The following is a 25,968-nucleotide window of genomic DNA, read 5'->3' on the forward strand; positions in this document are numbered from 1 at the left end:
AAGGAATATTGCGTAATCGCAAAGTTCCAGTATGGTCGTCATCGAAAAGGATCGACCATGCAGTTTTCGCGATCAAAGCCTCACTCTGCCAGCGAGCTGATGACTACTTTGAATTCGGCTCAGGACAATATGGGCAAGGGCGGACGGCGCGTTGCAAATTTTTTCATCGCGAACCTTGGAGAGACTGCCCTTCTATCAAGTTCCGAGGTCGCGACCCGCTGCGGCGTGAACGCATCCAGTGTTGTGCGATTCGTCCAGGCTTTGGGATTTTCCGGCTACCGGGAATTCCAATCGATTCTGCAACAACATTTGTCCAAGTCGATGGTCGACGCCAGGCACTCAGGCGTCGGCGGGATTTCGTTGCCCGAGATTTCGAAGCCGCTGCGTCTTTATCTTCTCGCCGATTCCGGGCGATCGTTCAACGAGGCCGCGGAAGCCGCCGCGAAGAACTTCAGCGCGCAAAACCCGTCGGTCGAAATTGAAACAGAGTCCCATGTCTCATACGCTGTCGAACCTGAGGACTTCGCGGGCCGGATTAGGAGCGCGGCCGAAAAGTCCGATGGCATTATCCTGGTCGCCAGAGAGCATCCGGCAGTCAACGACGCAGTGAGGGCAGCCACGGGACGGGGCCTCCCGGTGATCTGCCTGACCACCGATCTTCCCTTGTCGGGAAGGGCAGCTTACGTCGGTTCGGACCAATATGTCTCGGGGGCTACGGCAGCCTGGCTTTGTGGGCGAATGCTTCCGCGCGGGACAACCGGCAAAGTCCTATTTGTTTGCAGCGTGCCATTTCGCTGCCAGCAAGACCGCGAGCAGGGGTTCAGACACGTCCTGCGAACAGAATTCTCATCCTTGGCCATCGATGAAAGGGTAAGTTCCAACGAGAGCATTGAGGTCATCTATGAGGCTGTCCGGCGATACATGGGAAAGAACGGCCCGCCGGCGGCTATCTACAATGTTTCAGGCGCCAACCTGGGAGTAGGGCGCGCGCTCGAAGCTGAAGGTCTTAGTCATTCGATCGTGTTTATTGGCCATGAGTTAAACACGAACTCGCGGTCGTTGCTCGAGCGGGGCATCATGGATGTGACGATCGGTCATGACTTCGATCGCGAAATCGCGCTGTCGGTAGAGTGCATAAGGATGGCGCGGCAGGGGGTTCAACCCGTCAATCGCATAACGCAAAGTCAGGTATTCACTCGCTTCAATTGCGCTATCTTCTGATTGCCTGAAGCATTCTGCGGTGAGGGAGGATCATTGGCGACTGAAATGGTTCCGCGCTTCAGTCGCCCGTCAGTCCCTCTAGATCGCCAGCTTCGAGACCGGGGTCGGAGGGGCGAAGGGGTAGGCGCCCCAGACTGACTGGTCGAAATTGATTACAGAGCCCGTCATCATCCCGGCATCCTCCGAAGCCAAAAATGTGACGGCCTTGGCCACTTCCGTGGGAGCCAGCAGGCGCTCGAAAGTTGTTCGGCCGCAGCCTTTTCGAGCCAGTTTGCGTCCGCGCCATGATACTCGCGCTGGATGCGATCCTCGCCGTCGGAAGCCATCCAGCCGATGTTCAGCTGATTGACGCGGATCTTGTTCCGCATCGTTGCAAACGCGGTGTTGCGGGTAAGCGTGGCAAGAGCACCTTTGGAAGCGCAATAGGACGCGATGAACGGTTGCCCGGCAAGCGCCGAGGTCGAGCCAATGTTCACGATCGCTCCTTCGACGTTGTCCCGAATCATCCGGCGAATTGCTTCCTGCATCAAAAAGAAGGGAGCGCGCGTATTGATCGCAAACATCCGGTCGAACAGCTCTTCGCTCGTATTGAGGATGTCGCCTCGGTCTGTGAGACCGGCGGCATTCACTAGAACATCGACGCGCCCAAAGGCCGTATCCGCGGCCTCAATCACCGTCCTACAATCGGCTACGCTCGCCAGATCGGCTTGGACGAAGCGAACGACGCAGCCTGTCTTAGCCTCAATCGCCTCGGCGACGGCGCCGCCCTTGTCGGCGTTGCGCCCGCAGGTGATAATTCCGGCGGCGCCCGCGTCTGCGAAATGCATGGCGATCGCAGCACCCAATCCCTGTGTCCCGCCGGTGATCACCGCGAATTTCCTATCGACTCTGTTCATTTTTCAATGCTCCTCAGATCTGCAATGAAATTTGCAGAAGAAATCAATGCGGAATTTGTATTGACACGCATGCAAAAATGCAAGATGCTTTGCACAATGCACGCAAAGAATAGTGCCCGGCTTGCATGACAGGCCGCAGGGAGGAAATTGATGTTGCGTATCGCCGTGCTCGGCTGTGGCCGGATTGGTCAGATGCATGCTGCCAATGTCGCGCGGCATCCGCGATCCAAGTTGGCGGCGGTATTTGATGTCAATTCAGAGGCGGCCGAAAAGGTCGCGGCGGCTCAGGGCGTTAAGGCCGCGGCCAGCGCAGAGGAGATTTTCGCGTCGGACACGGTGGACGCCGTTCTGATCGCCACGGCAACTCCCACCCACGCCGACTACATAGAAATGGCCGTCGCTGCGGGTAAAGCGGTTCTGTGCGAGAAGCCGATCGACCTTAGCCTGGCCCGCGTCGAGGCTTGCGCCGCCAACATCGGCGATACCAAAATCCCGATCCAGCTCGGCTTCAACCGTCGTTATGATCCCGGGCATAGTGCAGCGCGAACGGCGATGCTGGCTGGCGATATAGGCGAATTGCACCAGGTCATTATCACGTCACGCGATCCGGCGCTGCCGCCGCGAGCCTATCTGGAGGCGGCGGGCGGACTGTTCCGGGACATGACGATCCACGACTTCGATTTGGCTCGCTTCATGCTCGGCGAAGAGCCGACCGAGGTCTTCGCGCTAGCCAATGCACTCATCGATCCGGCACTTGGAAAGGAACTCGATGAAGTCGACAGTGCAATGTTCATCCTGAGGACCGCGTCGGGCAAGCAATGCCACATCAACAACTCGCGCACGGCGGTCTACGGCTACGATCAGCGCGTTGAGCTCATCGGGAGCGCGGGCATGCTTCTTTCCGACAACCGCAAACCTCACGAATTGCGCCGCTTTACAAGCACGGCCGCCGAGGCGAGCCAGCCGTATCAGTTCTTCTTTCTCGAGCGCTACCAGGAAGCCTTCATGGCGGAGATCGATGGGTTCGTGGACTGTGTGGAGAAAGGCGCCGTTCCGCTGGCGAGTTTCGAAGATGGGCGCCGTGCGCTCATCCTGGCGGAAGCGGCTTACAAATCCATGAAAGAGGCACGCTTGGTGCGTGTCTCCGAGGTGGCTGCATAAAGCATTCGGCGGCGGATCCGCAGGAGGAAGAAAGATCCGCGCAGTGGGAGGAGTGGCGTTTGGTGAAGTCTGGGCTCGCACGGATCGCTGTGTCGGGACATGACCGAGACCGGTCCCGCAATGGCGCCGGGCATCTTGGCTGTGCCTTCCTTGCGATCACGATCGAAGGAGAACCGCGAAAGCGTGCCCTCACTGCCGATTTCTCCGCAGGGCTCTTTTAATGCGGCCAGGCAAGCACTGCAATTGCATTTGCGGGTGACGACATCGCGAACGATGTCTTATCGCAAGGTCGAACCTTTCTGTGGTGAGCACAGAAGGCCCAAGCGGCGTCAAGCCCGGCTCAACGGGCGGTCGGACCGCGCAACAAAAGGAGGATTCAATGAAATTTCCAACTCTCCCCATTTCTCGCCGCAGAGCCGCCAGCACGGTTGCTTTCGGCGCGCTGTTCCTTGCAATAGCCGCTGGGACCGCGCTTGCCGAATACAAAGCCGCGGACGTGAGGATCGGTTTCACCCCGAAGTTTCTCAAGGATGATTTCCAGACCCTGATGCTGGATCTCTCAAAGAAGGCCTTCGATGCAAAGGGTTTCACCCTGGTCGGTGCTCCTGATCCGAATGGCGATATCGCCGCCGAAGTCGATGCGCTCCAGAACATGATTGCCAACGGCGCAAATGTCCTGGTCTTCGCGCCCATTGACGCCGCGGGAATCGTTCCGGCGGTCAAAAAGGCGAACGACGCCAACGTCCTCGTCTTCTCGATCGATGATGCTCCCGCGGGCGGCAAAGTGACGGCGACGGTGCGCGCGGACAATGTCGACGCAGGTGTTCAGGGTGCCAAGGAGATGGTCAAGCGCCTGCAAGCCAAGCCGTGCTGGACCGACAACAGCTGCATCGTGCTTGAGCTGCAGGGCGCCCTGACCACCCCCAACGGCCGCGATCGCTCCGACGGTTTTTCCAAAACCTTGCACGAGCTCGCGCCCAAGGTGAATCTGATACAGCGCCCGACCGAATGGACTGCCGACATGGCGGCCGACGCTGCGCAGAACGTCCTCACCCAGAATCCTTCATTGAGCGGCATCTTCATGGCATCCGAACTCATGGCATCGGCCGTGAACGCCCAGCTCACCAACGCCGGCAAGGGCGCTCCGGTGGGGGACCCGAACTCGGTGATCCGCATCGCAATCGATGGAACGCCTCAAGGACTGCAGCTGATCCGCGGCAAGGCCCTCGACGCGACGGTGTCGCAGCCCCTGAGCGCCTATGCGAGCAAGACGGCCGACCTGATCGAACTCGTCTCCAAGGGTGGCAAGATCGAGATCGGACCGCGTGACGACGGCCAGGTTATCGATACTCCCGTCGGACCGCAGTACCAGCTCAAAGCGACGCTGGTGACAACCGACAATGTGGACTCCCCTGATCTGTGGGCCAACAAGGTCGGCAAATAAGTTCAGGAGGAACCAAGCCGTGGAGCCGAAGATCATGGACAAGGCGCGACCCATCGTCGAGATGCGTGACATCGCCAAGACCTTTGGCTCGACCCGGGCTCTTCGCGGCGTGAATTTCACCGTCATGCCCGGTGAGGTTCACGCCCTGTTGGGCCGCAATGGCGCGGGAAAGAGCACGCTCGTTTCCACCTTGAGCGGATACGTTTCGGCCGATACTGGATCGATCAGAATTGGAGAGGTCGAGGTAGAAGCGGTCGGCCAACACTATGCGCCTAGCATTCGCAAGTTGATCGCCCACGTTCAACAAACGCCTCAGCTGTTCAACCTGCTCACCGTGGCGGAGAACCTTTTTGTCGAGAATCCTCTCGTGCGCAGAGGCTTCGGCGTGGTGAGCCACAAGCTGATGTTGGAGCGCGCGACGGACCTGCTGAGCGAATGGAATATGGACATCCAACCCCGCTCGCTTGCAGGGGAGCTGGGCGCCGGGACGAGACAGCTGCTCGAGATCATGAAGGCTCTTAGCCGGGGCGTGCCCGTCATGATCCTGGACGAGCCAACCGCGGCGCTGAGCAATGCGGAAAAACGCATTCTGTTCGAGCATGTGAGGGCGCTCAAAGCCAAGGGGGTCTCGTTCGTCTATATCTCGCACCACCTGGATGAGGTTTTCGAGATTGCCGATACAGTGACGATCCTGAGGGATGGCAAGGTCGTAAAGGAACGCGAGCCCGTGGGGCGTCTCGACGTGGAGACCATCGCCGACCTTATGATGGGTGAAAAGACGGTTCGAAGCACGCGACAGGACTTCGTGACGGATGAAGCCCCTGTTCTGCTTCAGGCCAAGGGAATTCGGCTCGACAGCTTTTCGGAAAAGGATATCGACTTTGAGGTAAGGGCGGGCGAGATCGTGGCCTTGGCAGGCCCGGTGGGTGGCGGGAAGGAAGCCCTCGCAATGGTCCTTGCTGGCCAGCAAAGGCCTGAAAAAGGTGAGGTGATCAGCCCGCGTGGAAAGCTGCCTACCATCGGCCTGGTTCCCACCGACAGGCATGCCAGCGGCTATGTCGGCATCCTGGGTGTGCGTGAGAATGTAGCGATCGGCGGCCTTGACGTCCTGTCCGGCAAACTGGGTTTTATCAACAAAGGCAAGGAAGCCAGGCATGTCGGGCACCTTGCCCAACAGACGAACGTAATCGCTTCGTCTCTGGAGCAAGCGGTGAGCCAGCTCAGCGGTGGCAATCAGCAGAAGGTCGTTTTCGCGCGCGCGCTTTGCCGAGCTCCCGAGGTCATCGTCGCCCTTAGCCCAACCCGCGGTGTCGATGTGGGCGCCAAGGAACAGCTCTACTCGCTGTTGCGGGATCTTGCCGGCAAGGGGCTGGGGGTGGTGGTTGTCTCGGACGAGGAAGACGAAATTGATCAACTGGCCAACCGGGTCGTGATCGTGTTCGAGGGGCACGTCGTCGATGAACTGGTGGGTGGATACACAATCAAAGATCTAATCCTGCGGATGGAGGGTGTCGTATGAGCACCGATATCGTGAGCAAATCATCGCCACAGAAGGAAAATTCCGGGCCGTCACGACTATCTTCTTTCGGAAGCGCTTTCGTGGCCGGCGGATTTACGATGTACCCGGTCCTTCTCATACTGGTGATCGTTGGCGCCATCATTGCTCCGCGGTTCGCCACGGCGGCCAATCTGCTAAATATCCTCGACCAGGTAAGCGTTCTGGGTTTGACGACGATCGGACTGACTTTCGTCGTTCTGATAGGGCGACTGGATCTCTCGCTCGAGGGAATTGTCGGTTTCGCTCCGATGTTGGCAGCCGTCACCTTGGTGCCTGTGGCGGCCGGCGGGCTTGGATTAGAGCTGCCGAGCTGGGCTGGCCTATTCATTGCGCTGGGCACTGCGGGGCTAATTGGCTTTTTCAACGGTTTCATGGTCGTCAGGGTCGGTCTCAACCCGTTCATTTCGACGCTCGGGCTGCTTGTGCTGCTTCGGGGCGGAGTGCTGATCGTTTCCAACGGGCGTTCGATCTACTCTCCCGGCAAGGCGCTGACCTATCTCGGTTCCGAGAGCTGGTTCGGTGTTCCTGTGTCGGTGGTTATGTTCATTGTTGTCGCGGTTATGGTCGGCCTTGTCTTCCACTACCACCGCTATGGCCGTGCCTTATATGCGATCGGCGGCAATGAAGACGCCGCGAGAGCAGCTGGCATCAACGTGGACGGGGTCATTTGGTCGGCGTTTGTCTTTGCGGCTCTCTTGGCGGGCCTGGCCGGCGTTCTGATGACCGGGCGCCTCGATTCCGCGGTGACAACCCAAGGGCAGGGGATAATTTTCTCCGCTTTCGCGGCTGCGGTAATCGGTGGCGTAAGCCTTGGCGGCGGTCGAGGGACAATCGTCGGAGTTATTAGCGGTGTGCTGTTGATCGGCGTCATCAACAACTTGCTGACGTTGGCGCAGGTTCCGTCCTTTTACGTGCAAGCATCGACCGGCGCCGTCATCATAGTGGCCGCGGTGCTGACGACGATTGCCAGCCGACGCTCAAGCGGTGTGCGGACTCGAACCTGAGGTAGTATTCCGGCCGACTTGGCTCTGCCGGCGTCAATTCCGGCTCGCTGACGGGCCGCGTAGTTCGCTCTTTTTGCCAGCCCTGGGTGGAGGTGGTGATGAAACGGCATCCAATCGGACAGACCGGATTGGAAGTTACGGAGATCTGTTTCGGAACAGCTCCCCTCGGCGGGATGCCGGACACTTATGGCTACAACGTCGACGAAGCCACCGCACTTGCGACCATCCGAGCGATTTTCGACGGCCCGGTCACCTTCATGGACACGTCCCGCAACTACGGTTTTGGCCGCAGCGAGGAACGGATTGGATCGGTCATCAGAGAGCGCGGAGGTTTACCTCCGGGATTTGTGCTTTCGACGAAATTAGACCGGGACATGGGTACGGGCCGCTTCGACGCCGGTCGCGCCAGACAGTCGCTTGAGGAGAGTCTTCTGGCGCTCGGTCTCGATCGCGTTCACATACTGCACCTTCACGACCCTGAGCATTCCGCCGATCTCGACGAGATCACGAGGCCAGGCGGGGCGCTCGATGAATTGATTCGAATGAAGGAGGAAGGTCTGGCGACCGCCGTCGGGCTGGCAATGGGCCGTCTCGATATCATGCTGCCGATGGTCAGAGACTGGCCGTTCGATGTCCTGCTGAATCATAATCGCTTCACGCTTTTGAACAGGTCGGCAAGTGACCTCTTTGACCTTGCCAGCGAAAGAGGAGTGGCTGTGCTCAATGCGGCTCCTTATGCGGGTGGCGTTTTGGCAAAGGGAAGTTCCGCTGTTTCTCGGATTACATATCAAGAGATTGACGAAATTAGACTGACGCCTGTGCGTCAGGTCGAGGCTGTATGCAAAAAGCATGCCGTGGCTCCCGGAGCGGTGGCAATTCAGTTCTCGCTGAATGACCCGAGGATAACCTCGACCGTTGTAGGTGTTTCCAAGCCCGAAAGAGTCGCTCAGACCCTCGACTGGGCGACCGCGACGGTGCCGGACCAGGCTTGGGCTGAGCTGGGGGAGGTAGGCTATTCCGTGAATGATCCAGAAGCTGAGCGAATTTACAAACCAGGCTAGCTCCGTGGACTAACTCGGTCCAAACGTCCTTGCGGCTCGCGATATGACGGTCGCTCCCAAGGACTGAAGGTCCACTATCGCTCTTCGCGCACTAGAAGCTGCCGTTCCGCTTGCGGCCCGAAGAAGACGACAGTACGGCTAAAGTGCGTCGAAGCTTCAACGCGCGCAACGGCATTGGCGATAGTGCAAGCCTGCCGACCCTAGTTGGGCTCCGCGACGATCCGGCCGCCGGCGCCGGTTTGGCCGAGCGTGTGAGCAGGTTCACCGCGCCGTGAAGGATCTGATGCCTTGAGCAGGAAGCCCGCTTTGAGGCGGGCTTCCCGGAGCACGTTATCCCAATGCCAGGTCTGCAAGCAGGCGACGGATCGACGTGATGCGGTCAGCATCGGCCGACTTGTCGTCCATCGTTTCAAGATCGAACCTCAATCGGTCCAGGATCGCAATGGCGGCAAGCCCATTGCCGCGAACGAGCTTTTCCTCGTCGGTCAGTTCGTCCCAGTCATCGAATTCAGGGAGGATATTGCCGCTCCCATCACGTTCGAACGGCATATGAGGGCAATCATCGATATGAGGCCAGTGGGAGGCGGACTCGAGGAGGCGCCCCGCAAACTGCGGATTGTCGTCCTCATGGATCCTCGCAAAATGCTCATACAAATCACGGACCCTGGCTAGACCGCATCGCCGACCATTTCGGCGAGTTGCGGATCGCGCAGTTCGATCGGCCTGAGAGGATCAGGCCGATCATTCGGCAATGGCGAGCCAAATATGCCGAGAAGTCGCGGACGGCGGACTATGGCATGCAGGTATTGTCCCGCTTGCTCTCCTACGCTGTCAATCCGCTGGGTAAGATCGCTTCCAACCCATGCGAAGGGATCAAGCAGATTTACAACCATTCGGACAATGATCGCTCCGAGATCATCTGGACGGATGGCGACATTGCGCATCTGAAGAAGACCTGCTCGGTCGAGATTGCGCACGCCGTCGACCTGGCTGCCCATACCGGCCTGCGCGCTGGGGATCTCCTGCGCCTGTCCTGGTCCCACATCGGCGAGGATGCGATTGTGATTCCCCGCCGGCAAGAGCGGCCGCCGCCGCGAGGCGATCATCCCGCTTTACCAGGCATTGCGTGACGTGCTCGCGCGCATACCGAAGCGCACTCCCGTCATCCTGACGCACAGCAAGAAAGAGCCTTGGGCGCCGGGCAGTCTCACCAACGCGTTCGACAGAGCCAAGGAGGAGGCCTGGCCGAAAGGCGGCAATCTGCACTTCCACGATTTGCGCGGCACTGCCGCGACAAAGTTCTACCTTGCCGGTCTCACCGCGCGCGAGATCGCCGAGATCATGGCATGGGAGGAGAACACCGTTGAGCGGATCATTCGTCGCTACATTGGCCATGGCGCTGCGCTCAAGGAGAAGATCCGCAGGCTCAATGAGGCCAGATCGAGAACATAGGCTGTAAAACTACCTGTAAAACCGCCACCTCGATCACGGACAGACAAGAGGCTCAAATCTTTGTGCGCAAGGTGGAGCGGGTAGCGGGAATCGAACCCGCGCGTTCAGCTTGGGAAGCTGACAAGCTACCATTACATCATACCCGCGCGTGCCCTCGTTACCATGAGGTTCGGCCTTCGGGCAATCGCAAAGCTGCCGTCAAAACGCATGCTCCCATGTTTCGTCGGCGCTGGCCTGCGATTCCTATTTTATCTTCGCGACCTTGTTGCTGGCGGCAAAGCTTGGCCGGTATTTCGAAATGGCGAGCGTCGCGCCGGACAGGTTCGCGCGGGCGCGGTAAAATCAGGCGCCGGGAGGCAGGTAGATCACGGCATAGTCGTCCGCATAGGCGCGCTTCCAGCCCAACTCCGCGAAGAAGGGGATGCGGGTGTCGTCGGCTGTGAGGAGCGCCCAGCCGATGGCGTATTTCTTCAGCTGGGTCTCGAGCAGTGGTTTTCCGTCGCTGTGCCCCGTCGCCTCGTCGGTTTTCGTGAACCCGTTGAGGAACAGCTGGTCCGTCCTGCCGTCAATGTAGGTCTTGATGCCGTGGAAGATCAGCGTGCCGCCGAAATTGTACGAATTCAATACGTTGCCCGACAGGCGATGATCTCTGGCGAATGCGAGGGCGCCGTTCGCCGCTGTCGTCGGGCTTGGCGCGACCTGGTATGTGCTGCCGAGAACCGAGACGATGCCGACCGCCAGGACAGCCATCGCGCCGCAGATTGCATAGAACCGGCCGGCGAAGATCTTCTCCAGCCCATCACGCTTTTCCGTCAGCCATGTGGTGGCCGAGAGCGCAGGATATTGCCGTGCGATCTCGGCCGAGATTACCAACGGAATTAACAGGAAGGGCAAATATACAAATCGCAGATGGGCGAGATAGACGTGCAGGGTGAAGATAATGAACAGCGCCCTGGCCCAGCCGATCCGGAACCTCGATACCAGAAGTCCGAAAAACGCCAACAGCATTACCGCTTCCTGGAAGAGCTGTTCTTGGGCGTTGAACGGCCGCCATTCCAGGATGAGTGGTACCGCCTCGTTGCCATAGGCCACGGTGAGTGTGGCCAGGATGGCCTTCACGCCATAGGGATGCATCAGGCTGACCAACGGGCAGAGCAGGCCGAAAGCCGCCCATTTCGCCAGCAGGGCGGGTTTCGACAGGCCCGAGCGTGCCAGGAGATCGAGCCCGGCAAAGGCGGCGATGACGAAGCTCAGGGTGAACGTGGCATGCAGGTTAGCCCACAACACGACAAGCACGAGCAACCACAGGGGCGGGGCTCGCTCTTCCTGCGCGGCACGAAACAGCATTGCCGCCCAGACGACGATGATCGGCAAGGTGAAGACGTGTGGGCGTGCCGTGTAGATCGGGGCGATCAGGAAGGCCGCGACGAAGGCCAGCGCTACCGCCAGTATCGGCTTCAGCCATGCGCTGAGGAACCATCCCATCAGGAAGACAGTCAGGCCGACCGTGGCGATGATCAGTGCGACGACGCCGTTCCAACCGCCCGCGCTGTAGGCAAGGGCCAGAAGAACCTGCCCCAGCCATTCCTTGGCGATCCAGGGCTGGCCTGCAAAAGTATAGGAATAGGGGTCGACGGCCGGAAACGTCAGGCTCGCCAGGAAGTCCAGGCCGACCTTCACGTGCCACCAATTATCTGGATCCTGCAGGATCGCGCCGGCAAAGTCCGCCAGCACATAGGCCACGACACAGGCGCAGAGAAGACAGAATACCAGCCTGATGCGTTGCTCGTCCCCGAGCGACGGAGTGGCCGTGATGATTGTGGCGGCCCGGTTCATGTCGCATTCGTTCCGGCCAGGGCGTCCCGGTCATCGGCGACGAAGACGAAACGGGCCGAGCCGAGATAGCAGATGACCGAGTAGAGGCAGTTGCCAGCCAGATGGACGAACGGGTTTTCGATGAAACCGGCGGACATGGCGGCGATCACGATTCCCAGATTGGCGCCATAGGCGACAATGAAGGTGATCGCGTACCGAACGACCGCGCCGGAGCGAAAACCGCCGGCACGTCCGAACGTCCATCGACGGTTGAGGAAGAAGCCAAGGGTGAGGCCCGCGGCATAGCCTGTGGCATTGGAGACGATGTCGCCGAGCCCCAGCGCCAACGCGGTCAGGATGAGCGTATATCCAAGCGCGGTGTTGAGAAGCCCGACGGCGCCAAAGCGCAGCATCCGCGAGAGATCAGACGGAAGAGCCGACCGCATCCTGCCCATGCCGTTCCCGTTGCATCCGGTGAACCTTCGCCTCAGCCACGCGCGGCTCGTTTCGCCATCTCCTGCAGGCGGTGGACGGGCAGTTCGCTGTTCTTGGCCGGCTGGTCGCGCGAAACGATTTCGTTGACGAAGTAGAGCGGCCGCCGCTTCGTCTCCATGTACATGCGGCCGAGATACTCGCCGAAGATGCCGAGCACCAGGAGCTGGACGCTGCCCAGGATCAGCATGATCGCGGCAAGGCTCGTCCAGCCGGGCAGCACATTGCCGACGGACCATTCCAGCAGCGTATAGCCAAGCACGACGAGGCCGAGCAGGCCGAACATCATCCCCAGCAGCGAGGCAAACCGCAAAGGCAGGATCGAAAAGCTGGTCATCGCGTCGACCGCCAGAAGAACCATCTTCTTGAGCGGATAGTGGGTGGTGCCGGCAAAGCGCCGGTGCCGTTCGTAGGGGAAGGCGACCTGCCTCAGCCCGATCCAACTCACCATGCCGCGAATGAACCTGTAACGTTCGGGCATCGCGTTCAGATGGTCGAGCGCACGCCGGCTCATCAGCCGGAAGTCGCCGGAGTCCGGTGCGATGTCGACATCGACTATCCGACCAAGCAGGCGATAGAACATGGAGGCGGAAGCCAGTTTGAACCAGCTTTCGCCGTCGCGCTTCACCCTTTGGCCGTAGACGACGTCGAAGCCTTCATCCATCTTCGCCATCATCGCGCCGAGCAGTTCAGGCGGATCCTGGAGGTCGGCGTCGAGAATGAGGATGCGCTGGCCGCGGCAGAACTCAAGCCCCGCGCTGAGCGCGATCTGGTGGCCGTAGTTGCGGGCCAGGTCGATGGCAACCACATGGTCGTCCTTTTCGGCCAGTTCGAAAATGGCCTCGCGGGTGCCGTCGGTCGCCCCGTCGATGACAAGGACGATCTCGTAGGAAGGGCTATGCTCAAGACACACGGCGCTGACGCGCCGGTGAAGCTCGGCCACGCCGTCGCGCTCGTTGTAACATGGCACGACGACCGACAGCATGACTGGGCGGCGCGCGCCGATTTTTCCCGTTCCCACCAAAGCCTGGCTCCCGCTATGGCAATGGCAATAACGGCAATTGGTTAGAAAACAGATAAGCCCGACATGGGCCACCGACACTGCGCGTCTTGCGCCGTCCGTGGCTGCCATTACGAACGGACGGGTAACTCCATGCGGATGCGGGCGCCGCGCCATGAGCCCGTCAGGATCCGGATCGTTCCATCATGCAGCAGCGCGATCTGCCGGGCGAGGTTCAGTCCCAGCCCCGCCCCACGCGACTGCGGCTGCAAGCGATAAAAAGGCTCGAAGACATTCTCGCGTTCTTCGTCGGGAATGCCCGGGCCCTCGTCGCGCACTTCGATGCCTCCGGTCCCGTCGATGGCTATCGTGATCGTGCCTCGACCGCCGCCATGCTCGATGGCGTTGCGCACCAGGTTGGCGAGCGCCCGCTCGATCTGCAGCACGTTGACCTCGACGTGCGCCTTGTTCGGCGACGGCTCGAAGGCGAGGTCATAGCCGGCCTCGATGGCGAGCGGGGCGAAATCGGCGGCGACCCGGCTGACGAGATCGTCGAGATCGACGATCTGGCGCTGGTCGGACGGGCGGTCCAGCGATTGATGATCGAGCAGTTGCTGAGCAAGGTGCGACAAGCGCTCGATGTCATGCAGCAGGCGCACGCTTTGTGGTTCCTGCTTCAGCAATTCGGCGCGTGTGCGCAGGATGGCGATCGGCGTGCGCAATTCGTGCGCGGCGTCGGTCAGGAAACGGTTGTGCCGGTCATAGCCCTGCGCGAGCCGGGCCAAAGCCTCGTTGAAGGCGTTCACCAGCGGCGCGATCTCCTGCGGCACCTGCTTGACCGGAAGTTGCATGGCCCGGGTGCCGATATCGATGCGCGCGGCCTGGCGCACGGTGTCGACAAGGCCGGCAAAGGAGCGGCGCACGACGGTCGGCGTCGTCACCAGTGTCGTCGCGCCCATGACGAGGATGACGGGCAACAGCAGGATTGCGATGACGACCGCGAGCGCCGGCAGGGCGCGCTCCCAATTCCTGCTGCCATCCGGATTGCGCGCGACTTCGACGGTGGCCGAGATGTTGATTTCGAGGCCGTCTGTCTGCTGGCGCGACGACTGCGTCGCGGCGACGATCTGCACCGTGCCGGCCTTGGTCGAAGCGTTTTCCAAATAGGCTTCCGGCTGCATGTCCTTGTCGGAGAATCCGATCGTGGCGTGGTCGGCCTCGCCAAGCAGATCGCCCAAGTTCTGGGTGTAGACGTCCGGTATGGTGCCGGAGCGGACGCTTTCGCCGCTGCCGCCGCGAACGATGTACCAGACATTTGGAAAACTCTCGCGAAACGCTGTGAGTTCTTCCGTTTCACGCACGATCAGCCTGCCGTTCTTGTCCCGGTCGACGGCATCCTTGACGGCCGCGACGGCAGCCTCGTTGTCGATCAGCAGGCGCGGATTGGCGATCCACAGTGCTGCCGCGCAAAGCACGATGAAGATAAGCAGCGTCGCTGCCTGCAGCAGGATCAGCCGGCGGACCAGGATCCATTGCAGCGAACGCGCGCGCGCCTTCTTCACGAGGCCGCCCGCAAGAGATAGCCGAGATTGCGGATCGCCCGGATCTCGATGCCGGCGGCGACATCGTCGAGCTTGCGGCGCAGCCGGGAAATATGCGCGTCCAGCGCATTGGAGCCGATCTCGTCGTCCAGGGCGTAGACGGCCTCTTCGAGCGCGCCGCGCATGATGGTTCGGCCCGCCTCGCGATGGCGGAAATCATAGATGAGGCGGCCGACCATCGTCTGGTTGGCGCGCGAAGTGAACGAGCGCCGGTGCAGCGCATGGAGCCGCGCAACGAGTTCCACCGTGGCGAAGGGCTTGACCATGTAATCGTCGGCACCGGCATCGAGCCCGGCGACGCGGTCGTCCAGCCCGCTCATCGCCGTCAGCGCGATCACCGGCACGTCCAGGTGCAAGGCACGCAGACGCGGGATCAGGCCGAGACCGTCGCCATCCGGCAGCCGGCGGTCCAGCACCACCGCATCGTGATAGCCAAGACGAGCCACCGCCTCGCCGTCGGCCAATGTCGCGGCATGGTCGACGATGATATCCAGACGCTCGAGAGCGGTCTTCAGCACGGAGGCCATTTCCGGTTCGTCCTCGATCAGCAGGACGCGCATACGTATTCTCCTTCACCCACGGCCGGTCGGGATCCGCCGCGGCAATTCATTCGCATTCCAGCTTTGGCTGGCGGAAATTGGTGACGAACCAGCGGCCGCCCGAAGCGCGTGCGTAGAATGTGTAGAAGCATTCCTGGCGCTCGATATAGCCGGGCGTTTCGGTCTCTTCATAGACGGTTCCGTGTTTTGTGTGGCGAACCTCGCCGCTCGATGTCCCGGAAACCGCGTTCGTCGACACCTTGCGCCATTGATAGGCGCGCTCGCCCTGGCCGAGGTCGACGACCGCTATTGGCGGACCATAGTCCAGAATGACCGATTCGACCGGTTGCCCGACATAGTTCTTCATGATGTCGGAGGCGCAGCCCGCGAGCGCGATTGCGATGGACACTATCTTCAGGGCTCGTAGGAAGTAGCCGGCTCCATGCATGGACATAACAGATTCCCATCGTGAATTTCACGCGCGGGACCTAGATCGCGAAGATTACATCGACATTGCAGCGAAGTGCCGGATCGGGGTCTATTGCGGAAAAGCCGTCGTCCAAAGGCTCGGGCGCATATCGAAACACGCGATCGCGCGACGCCCGGCGGGCTTCGCGCGATCCGATGTGCACCCTCCTAGAACCGATAATTGATGCCGGCCTTCAACTCATGACTGCCGATCGTGGTCTTGGCCGCACCAAGGGCCGATGTCGTCTCGACGCCGGGAGTGCGGACATAGTCGTACTCGACCTTGGCCGACAGGCCGCCGGCGAAGCCCTGCTCGATACCGGCGCCGACGAGATAGCCGACCTTCCATCCGTCGCTGCTGCTCAGATTGTCAGCCTTGTCGAATTTGGTCAGCGCAACGCCTCCGGTTCCGAACAGCAGCGTCTGGTCGAAGCTCAGGCCGGCCTTGGCCTTGGCCGCACCACGCCATTTCTCCTTGATCTTGCCGCCCTGGACGTTGTGTTCGGCACCGCCGAGATAAGAGCCTTCGATCTCGGCGCCGAGAACGGCGGGGCCCATCTGCTGGTTGTAGCCGGCCTGAACGCCGCCGCTGAAGCCGTTTCGGTCGGCGAACGGATTGGGCATCTTGGTGAATGCCGTACCGCCATGGACACCGACATAGGCGCCGCTCCACTGGAAGGCGGGGGGATCGTTGTAGGTAGGCGAGAGGTCGGCGGCTATCGCCGGTCCGAGAAGGCACAAGGCGAGGGTTCCGCCGTCAGGACGATCTTTGATCGAGAGGACACTGCATTACTCCAACACAGACGCGCATCCGACAAATCGATACGCAGGTTAATTCCCGGGAGCCTGCCCGTTGGGCGGCCATGCTCCGATTGGTGTCTTTCAGGGATGGTCGTGCGGTTCTGGGGACCGGCTTTCGCCGGCTGTTGTAGGGGGGCAGGGCGCCGCGCGGTCCATCACCTGAAAGACGCCTGATATCTCGCAGGCGAAAATTGCACGCACATTGCGCCACATTCGAAAATGATGATTTTGCGCTTTATTTTCAATAAATTAAAATAATCTTGTTTACCTATGTTTAAGAAATGCGGAGCCTCTGAATCCTGAGTCTCGATCATCCGGATGAAGGGCCGCACCGTTCCGGCTCGTTCGCCGCTCGGATGCTCGAGCGGTGACGGCTTCCCGCGGCACGTTTCCCGCGTACGGACCGCTCTAGCTTGATGGATGGCCGCCAAGCACGTATCTCTGGGCCGTGCCCGTGAGTCCGGGCATCTCAATCGGGAGACGGCCTTGTCGGCACTGACACGCATTCTCGGCGACTCGCCGCTCAGGGTGATCCTGAAGCTGCTGGTGGTGTCGTTTCTCGTCGGACTGGTCATGAATGCCTTCGGCTGGTCGCCGATGGATGTCTTCTATGGCATCCAGAAGTTCTTCATCGATCTGTGGAATCTGGGTTTCCACGCCATGGACCGTTTCCTTGGCTACATCATGCTCGGCGCCGCGATCGTCGTGCCGGCCTTCGTCCTGCTCAGGATCGCCAACTACCGGAAATAGCTTTCCTGATCAGGCGTAGCCCGACGCGACCTCGAACAGGAGGGCGTGGCGGGCGGCAAGTGCCGGCACATCCGTGGAATAGCCGCCACCGATCACCCCGCAGACCGGAATGCGGCGCGCGCGGAAATGACTGATGACGGTCTCGTCGCGGGCGCGAAGTCCGTCATTGGAAAGTGCCAGCCGGCCAAGCCGGTCCTCGGCATGGACGTCGACGCCGGCGTTGTAGAAAACGATGTCCCAGTGCGCTCTGGCCGACAGCTCCGGCAGGATCGTGGCCAGCCTTTCAAGATAGGCGGCATCGCCCGTGCCGTCGGGCAGTGCGATGTCGAGGTCGGAAGCGATCTTGCGCGCGGGGTAGTTGCGCTCACCATGCATGGAAAAGGTGAACACGCGCGGCTCGTCGCTCAGAATATCCGCCGTGCCGTCGCCTTGATGCACGTCGAGATCGACGACCAATATGTTGTGTGCCGCACCCTCTGCGAGCAGCATCAGCGAAGCGACCGCGACGTCGTTGAAGGTGCAGAAGCCGGCGCCCTGCGCGCGCCGTGCGTGATGGCTGCCGCCGGCGGTGTTGCAGGCAATGCCGTGGCGCAAGGCAAGTCGCGCCGCAAGTGCTGTGCCGCCCGTGGCAAGCTGTGCGCGCAGCGAAACGCGCGGGCCGACCGGAAAGCCGATCTCGCGCTCGATCTTCTCCGGGACAGAGCAGGTGATGACCTGGTCGACATAATCCGCCGCGTGGGCAAGCTTCAGCCATGACGCTGGCGCGGGTTCCGCCGTGTTGAGCGCATTGGGTCCGGCCAGACCGCGGGTCCGCAAGGCCTCCATCAGCAAGGGATACTTGCTCATCGGAAAGCGATGATTGACGGCAAAGCCGGCGTCATAGTCGGGGTGGTGGACGATCTGCAGGGGCATGAACGGGAACCGGCGGCTTCGCGCCAGAGCGGGATTTCGGTTGGCCGCCGCGTGAAGAATGATTGCGCGGTGGCCGGAAAATGGGGCACATCGGCTCTCCGATCAAGCAGCAATCAGCAAGGCAGCGATCCCTTGGACAAGGGTGCAACCCCGGCCGACGCCAGATATTTTGTCGTCACCAACCGTTCCGTGCTCGCCATCGCGGTGCCGATGACGCTTGCCTACCTGACGACGCCAATGCTCGGCCTGGTCGACACGGCCGTGGTCGGCCAGTTCGGCGACGCCGCCTTGCTCGGCGGCCTTGCGGCGGGCGCGCTGGTCTTCGACGTCGTCTTCACCTCCTTCAACTTCCTGCGCTCCGGCACCACCGGCCTCGTCGCTCAGGCGTTCGGGCGTGGCGATGCGCTCGAGGAGCAGGCGGTGTTCTGGCGCGCCGTTCTCATCGCGGTCGTCGCCGGTATCGTGCTGGCGGCACTTTCGCCAGTGCTCGCCGTCGGCGGTCAGCGGTTCATGGATGCCGGGCCGCGCGTCAGCGAGGCGATGGGCATCTACATCAGGATCAGGCTCCTCGCCGCCCCCTTCTCGCTGATCAACTACGCCATCCTCGGCTATGTCCTGGGGCGCGGCGAGGGCGGGCTGGGGCTGGTGCTGCAACTGGTGCTGAACGGCATCAACATCATACTCTGCTTCCTGCTCGGCCTGGAGCTTGGCTGGGGCGTCGCCGGTGTCGCCTGGGCGACCGTCACCGGCGAATTCCTGGCCATGCTGCTGGGTCTTGTCATCGTTGTCAGACGCTTCCGCGCCACGCCGCCCCTGCCACGCCATCGGCTGCTCGACATGGCCGCCTTCCTGCGCATGATGTCGCTCAACCGCGACATCATGATCCGCTCCTTCTCTCTGCTTGCGGCTTTTGCGCTGTTCACCCGCCAGGGCGCGCAGTTCGGCACGGTGACGCTCGCCGCCAATGCGGTCCTGATGAATTTCTTCCTCGTCGCCGGCTATTTCCTCGACGGCTTCGCCACCGCCGCCGAACAGCTCGCCGGCCGAGCCGTCGGCGCGCGTGCCGAACGGCCCTTCCGGCAGGCGGTGCGGCTGACCTTGCTCTGGGGCCTTGGGTTGGCCGGTGCCGCGACGCTGGTGCTGCTCCTGGCCGGCACCAAGCTGGTCGCCATCGTCACGACGTCGCAGGAGGTCCGCGCCGTGGCCGACATCTATCTGCCCTGGGCGGCGTTCACCGCTCTGAGCGGTGTGCTGGCGTTCCAGATGGACGGCGTTTTCATTGGCGCGACCTGGTCACGCGACATGCGCAATATGATGCTGCTGTCGTTCCTCGTTTTTGCCGTCGCGCTGCTCACGCTGGCGCCTGCCTTCGGCAATCACGGCCTTTGGGCGGCATTGCACGTGTTTCTGCTGGCGCGCGGCTTCAGCCTGCTGACAATTCTGCGGCTCCGGGTGCGGACGGCCTTCAGCTGAGCGGCTTCGATGCCCATTGATCGAGATGGCTGTCGCGCAAGTCGCGAATGCACTTCAGCCGCTCGGTCTCGGCAAATCGCGCCATCCCGGCGACGATCCGGCCCGGCAGCGCCGGTCCGGCATAGATCATGCCAGTGTAGAGCTGGACGAGATCGGCCCCTGCGCGGATTTTTTCCAGTGCCGTATCGGCGGAATCGATGCCGCCAACGCCGATAATGGCCATGTCCGGCCCGAGCAATTTGCGCATTTTTGCCAGCGCGATGGTCGATCGATCGAACAATGGCCTGCCCGAAAGCCCACCGGTCTCGCGTGCAGTGTCGCGGCTGCGCAGCGGCGGCCGCGAAATGGTGGTGTTGGAGACGATGACGCCGTCGACCCGATTCCCGGCGACTTCGGCGGCGATATCCTCCAGTTCGGCCTCGATCAGATCCGGCGCGATTTTCAGGAAAACGGGTGGCTGCGCGGATGCCGCGGCACGCGCGGCCATGACCCGGGACAGCAACTCGCCCAGTTGCTCGCGCGCCTGCATGTTGCGCAGGCCCGGCGTGTTCGGCGACGAGATGTTGACCGTGAGATAGCTGGCATAGGCAGCGAAGCGGGAAACGCCGCGCTCATAATCGCCGATACGGTCGCTACTGTCCTTGTTGGCGCCGATGTTGACGCCGACGATGCCAGGGCGCCCCTTGCGCGCGGCAAGGCGCTTCTCGGCCGCCGCATGGCCTTCATTGTTGAAGCCCAGCCGATTGATCACGGCTTCATCCGCCGTCAGCCGGAAGATGCGCGGCTTCGGGTTGCCGGCCTGCGGCAAAGGCGTGACCGTGCCGACCTCGGCGAAGCCGAAGCCGAGCCCAAGCAGCGCGTCGGGCACCTCGGCGTTCTTGTCGTAGCCGGCGGCCATACCGAGCGGGTTCGGGAAATCGAGACCGCAAAGCCCGACCTTCAGCCGCTCGTCTTGTATCGGCCGCCCGGCGACCGGCAGGCCGCAGCGCAGCGCCGCGATCGACAGGCCATGCGCGGTTTCCGGATCGAAGGTGAACAGCAGCTTCTGGCCAAACCGGTCGAGCACGCTCATTGCTCCTCCAGCGCCGGGAACTGGTGGGTGCCGTCGGCACCAAGCGGCAGCGGCTTGACCCACAGCACGGCGCTCAGTTCCAGCACGCCATAGAGATGCGGAAACAGGGCGCCGCCGCGCGACACCTCGTATTTCAAGGCGTCGCCCAGGCTGGAGCCGTCGATGGCGACCAGCAGAAGGTCGGTCTGGCCCGAGAAATGCTTGGCCGCCGTTTCCCTGGCTTGCGCTGCCGTCGAAAAGTGGATGAAGCCGTCCGCGATGTCGATCGGCGCTCCGGTGAAGCGGCCATTGGCTTCGGCCTCGCGCCAGGGCGCTTCCGGAATTATCTTGTAGATAATCTGTGACATGGTTGCGCTATAGTCTGAACCAGTCATGCGGGGAAGACCACGCCAAGGGGTCTTCCCCATTTCCGGCGCAAACATGCGATATTTCAGGCTTTGGCCATGGAGGACAACATGCGTCTGCAGCACATCTTGATCCCCGCCGCGCTCGCTTCACTGGTCGCGGCCTCAGCTTATTCGGAAGAAACCGACCGCTACCGGCTGGAGAAGTCTGACAACGGCTATGTCCGCATGGATACGCAGACCGGTGCGATGTCGCTCTGCGAGGAGCGCTCCGGCCAGCTCGTCTGCAAGATGGCGGCCGACGAACGCGCCGCTTTCCAGGACGAGGTCGACCGCCTGCAAACATCGATGAAGTCAATGGACGAGCGCGTCACCAAGCTGGAGAATTCGCTCTCCGCCCGTCTCGAATCGAAATTGCCCAGCGAGGAAGATTTCAACAAGACGATGAGCTACATGGAGCGCTTCCTGAAGGGCTTCATGGGTATCGTCAAGGATATGGACAAGGACAGCGGCGACGGCGTCCAGCCCAACTCGCAGAAGACCTGAGCGCCAAAGGCAAGAGAAAGTGCGGCGCGCTGGTTTTGCCGCTTGAAAACGGCGCGCGGCCCCTCATAATCGTCCGACTGATCCCGAAAAGCCTTGAAATGATCGATGGGATTCGGGGAGGAATATTTGCCGTCAGGCTACACGTTCGTCATCGCCGACGATCACCCGCTGTTTCGCGGTGCGCTGCGCGAGGCGCTTGCCGGCATCGGCAATGTCGCCGCCATCCACGAGGCTGGCGATTTCGAAAGCGCCAAGGCGCTGGTCGTGGCCAATGAAGATGTCGATCTGGTGCTGCTCGACCTTTCGATGCCCGGCGCCAGCGGCCTCTCCGGCCTGATTTCGCTGCGCGGCGTGCATCCAGGGGTACCGTTGGTGGTGGTGTCGGCGCATGACGATCCGGCGACCATCAGGCGCGCGCTCGATCTTGGCGCGTCCGGTTTCATCTCCAAGTCGGCCAGCATGGAGGAGATCCGCGGCGCTGTGCAGACGGTGCTTGCCGGCGACATCGCCGCGCCGGTTGGCGTCGATCTCGGCGTCGAGCGCGATCCCGAAATATCGGACCTGATCAAGCGGCTGCAGGCGCTGACGCCGCAGCAGACACGCGTGCTTGGGATGCTGGCGGAAGGCCTGCTCAACAAGCAGATCGCCTACGAACTCGGCGTCTCCGAGGCCACCATCAAGGCGCATGTCTCGGCCATCCTGCAGAAGCTCGGTGTCGACAGCCGCACCCAGGCGGTGATCCTCCTGTCCAAGATCGGCAGCGACCCGCTGCAGGCGAGCGGCTGATCCGCTCTTGTCGTCGCATCAAGAGACACGATGCCTTATTCGGCAGCCGGCGCCAGCGGCCTGACCCTGGCCATCATCGAGCGCAGCACCGCCGGCTTCAGAGGCTTGTTGATCACCGGCACGTCGAGCTCGCTTGCCGCGGCGCGCACCTCGTTGGAACGGTCGGCGGTGACCAGCACGCACGCCAGATCCTGGCCGTAAGCCGCGCGCAGGGTCCTGATCGCGTCGAGCCCGGTCGCACCGTCCAGATGATAGTCGGCAAGCACGATGTCGGGCCTGCGCGCGCCAGGCCGCAGGAGATCCCCAGACCCGGAGGCGGTATCGACGCTGCACCCCCAGCCTTCGAGCAGCAACCGCATGCCGTCGAGGATACGCGCGTCGTTGTCGATGCAAAGCACTGCGAGCCCGGCAAGCGAGGACGCCGTGCGCGCTGGTGCTTTCTCGGTCTCCCGCCTGGGCGCCGCCAAAGCCGCCACCGGCAGGATGACGGAAAAACGCGTGCCTTTGCCCGGGTTGGAGAAAATGCGGATTTCGAGCCTGAGCACCCGGGCGATGCGGTCGACAATGGAGAGGCCGAGGCCAAGGCCTTCGGCTTCGCGCGCCCCTTCGTCCAACCGCGTGAACTCATGGAAGACAGTGTTCAGCTTGTCGCCGGCGATGCCGATGCCGGTGTCGATCACCTGGATCTCGGCCAGCTCGCCGCGCCGCCGCACGCCGACCAGGATGCGGCCGTGGCGCGTGTACTTTATCGCATTGGAGACGAGATTCTGGATCAGGCGGCGCAACAGGTTGCGATCGGTCATCACCGTCAGAGACGACGGCATGATCGTCAGCCCGAGCTTTTTCTCGGCCGCCATTGGCCGAAAATCATTGCCGATCTGGCGCAGCAATCCATCGAGGCTGAAGGCGGTGTCATCCGGCTTCATCGCGCCGGCGTCGAGACGCGAGATGTCGAGCACGGCACCCAAAATAGTCTCGACCGATTCCAGCGAGGATTCGATGTTGACCGCCGCCTTGCCGGCCGGCCCCTTGCCGGCCTTCTCGATCAGCGATGAACAATAGAGCCGGGCGGCGTTCAGCGGCTGCAGAATGTCGTGACCGGCGGCGGCGAGGAAGCGCGTCTTGCCGAGATTGGCCTCCTCGGCCAGCATCTGCGCCTGCGCCAGTTCCTCGTTGACGCGGGTCAGTTCGATGGTGCGGGTCTTCACCCGCTGTTCCAGCGATTCATTGGCGCGCTTCAGCGCCAGGTCTTGCTCGACGCGTCCGGAAATGTCGGCATAGGTGGCGACGATGCCGCCATCCGGCATCGGGTTGGACCGCAGTTCCAAGATGCGGCCGCTGGTCTTCAGCTCCATCTGCCAGGGGCTGACGAAACTGGTCAGCCGGTTGAGCATCGTCACACGCTGGTCGGCGGGAATATCGCCGCGCTCGGCCAAATGGCGCAGGATCTGGTCGAGCGAGACGCCGACCTGCCCCATCTCGTCGGGCAGGTCGAACAGCGCCCGGTACTGGCGATTCCAGCAGATGAGCCGGAAATCCCGGTCGAAGACGGTGATGCCTTGTTCCATCTGGTCGAGCGCGATCTGCAACAGGTCGCGGTTGTGCTGCAGCGCTTCGGTCGCGTCGTCGAGCAGGCGGAAGGCATCGCGGGATTCGCGATCGTGGCGGCGGAAGAGCAGCGACAGGATCAGCCGCGCCGAGGAGGAGCCGACGGCACTGGCCAAAAGCTGCTCCGAAAAGCGGATGACGTCCATGCTCGCTTGCTCCTTGCCGTGCAGCGAGGTGCCGGTGTTCTTCTCGAACGACTGGAAGGAGCGCTCGGTGCGCTCGACGCCGAGATAGCGCGCGATCGTGTCCTTGAGGTCGTTGACGGTTATGGCGGTGCGGAAGCGGCGCAGGCTGGGCATCGGGCCGGCATCCCTCGGCACGAAGATGGAGGCCTGGATGCGCTCCAGCGGCACCGACGCCCGTGACAGCGAGCCGAGCACGAAGAACAGCGCGTTGATCGACAGGCTCCACAAGACTCCATGGTTCAGCGGCTCAGCGATGGTGCCGAACAGGGCCTGTGGCCGCAGCGCATCGAAGCCGAACAACCCATGCATGATAATGTCGGCATCGGGCGCGGCGAACGAAGGCAAAAGCAGCGTATAGCCCCAGACGAGGATGCCGGCGACCATGCCGAGCGCCGCGCCGCGGCCATTGGCGCCGCGCCAGGCCAGCCCGCCGATCAACGCCGGCGCGAATTGCGCGATGGCCGCGAACGACATCAGGCCGATCGACGACAGGCGCGCGCTGTTGGTGCTCTCGCGGTAGTAGAGGAAGGCGATGAACAGGAGGATGAAGATCGCTCCGCGCCGCACGTTGAGGATCAGCGTCGACCAGTCTTCGTTCTCCGAGGTCGAGCTCTTAAGCAGGCGGCGCACGAACAGCGGAATGACGAGGTCGTTGGAGATCATGATCGACAGCGCCACGCTTTCGACGATCACCATGGCGGTTGCCGCCGACAGCCCGCCGATAAAGGCCGCCATGGCGAGCACGTCATGGCCGCTGAACAGGGGCAGCGACAGCACGTAGAGATCGCTGCTGGTGCCGGTGCCGACCAGCGACAGGCCGGTGAAGGCGATCGGCAGCACGAACAGGTTGATCGCCACGAGGTAGAGCGGAAACACCCAGGTCGCGGTGCGCAATTCGGCCTCACCGCGGTTCTCGACAATGGTGACGTAGAACTGCCGTGGCAAGAGAATGATGGCGAAGCCGCTCAGCCCCGTCAGCACCAGCCAGGTGGCGAGCGAGGTGTTGTAGCCCATGGCCTGGCGGACATGTGCGTTCTCAGCGAGCTTTGCGAACATGTCGCCCGGGCCGCCGAAGATCAGGAAGGTGACCATGAGGCCGATCGCCAGGAAGGCGGCGAGCTTGACCACGGTTTCGACCGCCACCGCCAGCACCAGCCCGTCCTGGTGTTCCGTGGCGTCGGCATGGCGGGTGCCGAACAGCACCGCAAACAGCGCCAGGAGCATGGCGACGACCAGCGAGATGTCGCTGACGAACGGATCGAAGGAGGGCGGCGAGCCCGTATAGTGCTCGACCATCAGGCTGACCGTGCCGGAGATCGCCTTCAGCTGCAGGGCGATGTACGGCACCGCGCCTATGGTGGCGATCAGCGTGGCGATCGCAGCTACGGCAAAACTCTTGCCGTAGCGCGCGCCGAGGAAGTCGGCGATCGAGGTGATCTTCTCGGTCTTGGCCAGCCGCACGATGCGATTGAGCAACGGGAAACCGAACACGAACACCAGCACCGGGCCGGTGTAGATGCCGAGGAATTCGAGGCCGCGCTCGGAGGAAAGGCCGACCGAGCCGAAGAAGGTCCAGGATGTGCAGTAGATGGCGAGGCTGAGCGCGTAGATGAAAGGCCGCGCCCGCCCCGGCCCGGAGATGGCCGAGCGCCGGTCGCCCAGGCTGGCGATGGCAAACAGCAGCGTCACATAGGCGATCGCGATGATGACGATGAACAAGCCCTGCACGGCTCGCAATTCCTCCCTGGCCGGTTTGACGCCCGGCCCTCCTGCACGCAA

At 62.0% G+C, this 25,968-nt stretch carries 24 protein-coding genes, 1 tRNA gene and 1 pseudogene; 11 read left to right on the plus strand and 15 right to left on the minus strand.

What is annotated here, in order from left to right; genetic code table 11:
- The first annotated feature begins 57 nt into the window (after nucleotides 1-57).
- Nucleotides 58-1,221 carry a substrate-binding domain-containing protein gene (locus tag FJW03_RS28395; RefSeq protein WP_140607646.1) on the plus strand — a complete coding sequence of 388 codons (1,164 nt, stop codon included), beginning with the start codon at nucleotides 58-60 and terminating at the stop codon, nucleotides 1,219-1,221.
- 78 nt (nucleotides 1,222-1,299) lie between these two features.
- On the opposite strand, the pseudogene FJW03_RS28400 reads toward FJW03_RS28395, so the two are convergent.
- Nucleotides 1,300-2,117 (minus strand): annotated as a pseudogene (locus FJW03_RS28400) (SDR family oxidoreductase).
- A gap of 147 nt (nucleotides 2,118-2,264) precedes the next feature.
- On the opposite strand from FJW03_RS28400, the gene iolG reads away from it, so the two are divergent.
- The 5 genes from iolG (at nucleotide 2,265) to FJW03_RS28425 (ending at nucleotide 8,345) form a co-directional block, all read left to right on the plus strand.
- A complete protein-coding gene (gene iolG / locus FJW03_RS28405) occupies nucleotides 2,265-3,278 on the plus strand; it encodes an inositol 2-dehydrogenase (RefSeq protein WP_210240603.1) in 1,014 nt (337 codons plus the stop codon).
- 379 nt (nucleotides 3,279-3,657) lie between these two features.
- The gene (locus FJW03_RS28410) at nucleotides 3,658-4,722 is read left to right on the plus strand and encodes a sugar ABC transporter substrate-binding protein (RefSeq protein ID WP_140765424.1); all 1,065 of its coding nucleotides are present in this window, start codon (nucleotides 3,658-3,660) and stop codon (nucleotides 4,720-4,722) included.
- A 19-nt stretch (nucleotides 4,723-4,741) separates the two neighbouring features.
- Nucleotides 4,742-6,241 (plus strand): sugar ABC transporter ATP-binding protein, encoded by a 1,500-nt coding sequence (locus FJW03_RS28415; RefSeq protein ID WP_181173276.1) that lies wholly within the window; start codon nucleotides 4,742-4,744, stop codon nucleotides 6,239-6,241.
- Nucleotides 6,238-7,284 carry an ABC transporter permease gene (locus FJW03_RS28420; protein ID WP_140691515.1) on the plus strand — a complete coding sequence of 349 codons (1,047 nt, stop codon included), beginning with the start codon at nucleotides 6,238-6,240 and terminating at the stop codon, nucleotides 7,282-7,284. The genes FJW03_RS28415 and FJW03_RS28420 overlap by 4 nt, the downstream gene beginning before the upstream one ends.
- A gap of 98 nt (nucleotides 7,285-7,382) precedes the next feature.
- Nucleotides 7,383-8,345, plus strand: coding sequence for an aldo/keto reductase (locus FJW03_RS28425; protein WP_140765420.1), 963 nt, complete (start codon nucleotides 7,383-7,385; stop codon nucleotides 8,343-8,345).
- Between the two features lie 330 nt (nucleotides 8,346-8,675).
- Here FJW03_RS28425 and FJW03_RS28430 read toward each other — a convergent pair whose 3' ends face one another.
- The gene (locus FJW03_RS28430) at nucleotides 8,676-8,999 is read right to left on the minus strand and encodes a hypothetical protein (RefSeq protein WP_226890484.1); all 324 of its coding nucleotides are present in this window, start codon (nucleotides 8,997-8,999) and stop codon (nucleotides 8,676-8,678) included.
- Nucleotides 9,000-9,013: 14 nt separating this feature from the next.
- Nucleotides 9,014-9,451 (minus strand): hypothetical protein, encoded by a 438-nt coding sequence (locus FJW03_RS30435; protein ID WP_226890485.1) that lies wholly within the window; start codon nucleotides 9,449-9,451, stop codon nucleotides 9,014-9,016.
- 25 nt (nucleotides 9,452-9,476) lie between these two features.
- On the opposite strand from FJW03_RS30435, the gene FJW03_RS30440 reads away from it, so the two are divergent.
- Nucleotides 9,477-9,797, plus strand: coding sequence for a tyrosine-type recombinase/integrase (locus FJW03_RS30440; RefSeq protein ID WP_246673183.1), 321 nt, complete (start codon nucleotides 9,477-9,479; stop codon nucleotides 9,795-9,797).
- Between the two features lie 72 nt (nucleotides 9,798-9,869).
- On the opposite strand, the gene FJW03_RS28445 is transcribed toward FJW03_RS30440, so the two are convergent.
- The 8 genes from FJW03_RS28445 to FJW03_RS28480 form a co-directional block, all read right to left on the minus strand.
- Nucleotides 9,870-9,943, minus strand: a tRNA-Gly gene (locus FJW03_RS28445).
- Between the two features lie 196 nt (nucleotides 9,944-10,139).
- Nucleotides 10,140-11,633, minus strand: coding sequence for a hypothetical protein (locus FJW03_RS28450; RefSeq protein ID WP_140691524.1), 1,494 nt, complete (start codon nucleotides 11,631-11,633; stop codon nucleotides 10,140-10,142).
- Nucleotides 11,630-12,025 (minus strand): GtrA family protein, encoded by a 396-nt coding sequence (locus FJW03_RS28455; RefSeq protein ID WP_226890487.1) that lies wholly within the window; start codon nucleotides 12,023-12,025, stop codon nucleotides 11,630-11,632. The genes FJW03_RS28450 and FJW03_RS28455 overlap by 4 nt, the downstream gene beginning before the upstream one ends.
- 74 nt (nucleotides 12,026-12,099) lie before the next feature.
- Nucleotides 12,100-13,125: a glycosyltransferase family 2 protein gene (locus FJW03_RS28460; protein ID WP_210240602.1), complete on the minus strand. Its 1,026-nt coding sequence runs from the start codon at nucleotides 13,123-13,125 to the stop codon at nucleotides 12,100-12,102.
- A 110-nt stretch (nucleotides 13,126-13,235) separates the two neighbouring features.
- Nucleotides 13,236-14,666, minus strand: a complete 1,431-nt coding sequence (locus FJW03_RS28465) for a sensor histidine kinase (RefSeq protein WP_140613299.1) — start codon at nucleotides 14,664-14,666, stop codon at nucleotides 13,236-13,238.
- The gene (locus FJW03_RS28470; RefSeq protein WP_140765416.1) at nucleotides 14,663-15,265 is read right to left on the minus strand and encodes a response regulator transcription factor; all 603 of its coding nucleotides are present in this window, start codon (nucleotides 15,263-15,265) and stop codon (nucleotides 14,663-14,665) included. The genes FJW03_RS28465 and FJW03_RS28470 overlap by 4 nt, the downstream gene beginning before the upstream one ends.
- 46 nt (nucleotides 15,266-15,311) lie before the next feature.
- Nucleotides 15,312-15,692: a hypothetical protein gene (locus FJW03_RS28475; protein ID WP_246678565.1), complete on the minus strand. Its 381-nt coding sequence runs from the start codon at nucleotides 15,690-15,692 to the stop codon at nucleotides 15,312-15,314.
- Nucleotides 15,693-15,880: 188 nt separating this feature from the next.
- Complete coding sequence (locus tag FJW03_RS28480) at nucleotides 15,881-16,453, minus strand: outer membrane protein (RefSeq protein WP_140765414.1); 573 nt, start codon at nucleotides 16,451-16,453, stop codon at nucleotides 15,881-15,883.
- A gap of 546 nt (nucleotides 16,454-16,999) precedes the next feature.
- Here FJW03_RS28480 and FJW03_RS28485 point away from each other — a divergent pair.
- Nucleotides 17,000-17,263, plus strand: coding sequence for a DUF6460 domain-containing protein (locus FJW03_RS28485; protein WP_140765412.1), 264 nt, complete (start codon nucleotides 17,000-17,002; stop codon nucleotides 17,261-17,263).
- Between the two features lie 9 nt (nucleotides 17,264-17,272).
- Here FJW03_RS28485 and FJW03_RS28490 read toward each other — a convergent pair whose 3' ends face one another.
- Nucleotides 17,273-18,175 carry a histone deacetylase gene (locus FJW03_RS28490; protein ID WP_140765410.1) on the minus strand — a complete coding sequence of 301 codons (903 nt, stop codon included), beginning with the start codon at nucleotides 18,173-18,175 and terminating at the stop codon, nucleotides 17,273-17,275.
- Between the two features lie 132 nt (nucleotides 18,176-18,307).
- On the opposite strand from FJW03_RS28490, the gene FJW03_RS28495 reads away from it, so the two are divergent.
- Entirely contained in the window at nucleotides 18,308-19,648 is a 1,341-nt protein-coding gene (locus FJW03_RS28495; protein WP_140765408.1) for an MATE family efflux transporter, read from the plus strand.
- Here the strand turns inward: FJW03_RS28495 and FJW03_RS28500 are convergent.
- Nucleotides 19,641-20,720, minus strand: a complete 1,080-nt coding sequence (locus tag FJW03_RS28500) for a quinone-dependent dihydroorotate dehydrogenase (RefSeq protein WP_140765406.1) — start codon at nucleotides 20,718-20,720, stop codon at nucleotides 19,641-19,643. The two genes, FJW03_RS28495 and FJW03_RS28500, sit on opposite strands and share 8 nt — an antisense overlap.
- Nucleotides 20,717-21,067, minus strand: coding sequence for a DUF952 domain-containing protein (locus FJW03_RS28505; protein WP_140765404.1), 351 nt, complete (start codon nucleotides 21,065-21,067; stop codon nucleotides 20,717-20,719). The genes FJW03_RS28500 and FJW03_RS28505 overlap by 4 nt, the downstream gene beginning before the upstream one ends.
- 108 nt (nucleotides 21,068-21,175) lie before the next feature.
- Between FJW03_RS28505 and FJW03_RS28510 the strand changes: the two genes are divergently transcribed.
- Entirely contained in the window at nucleotides 21,176-21,610 is a 435-nt protein-coding gene (locus FJW03_RS28510) for a hypothetical protein (RefSeq protein WP_140765402.1), read from the plus strand.
- Nucleotides 21,611-21,736: 126 nt separating this feature from the next.
- Entirely contained in the window at nucleotides 21,737-22,396 is a 660-nt protein-coding gene (locus FJW03_RS28515) for a response regulator transcription factor (protein WP_140613302.1), read from the plus strand.
- A gap of 35 nt (nucleotides 22,397-22,431) precedes the next feature.
- Here FJW03_RS28515 and FJW03_RS28520 read toward each other — a convergent pair whose 3' ends face one another.
- Nucleotides 22,432-25,917 (minus strand): PAS domain-containing hybrid sensor histidine kinase/response regulator, encoded by a 3,486-nt coding sequence (locus FJW03_RS28520; RefSeq protein WP_181173279.1) that lies wholly within the window; start codon nucleotides 25,915-25,917, stop codon nucleotides 22,432-22,434.
- Nucleotides 25,918-25,968: the final 51 nt, after the last annotated feature.

Source organism: Mesorhizobium sp. B4-1-4 (assembly GCF_006439395.2).
Classification (GTDB): Bacteria; Pseudomonadota; Alphaproteobacteria; order Rhizobiales; family Rhizobiaceae; genus Mesorhizobium.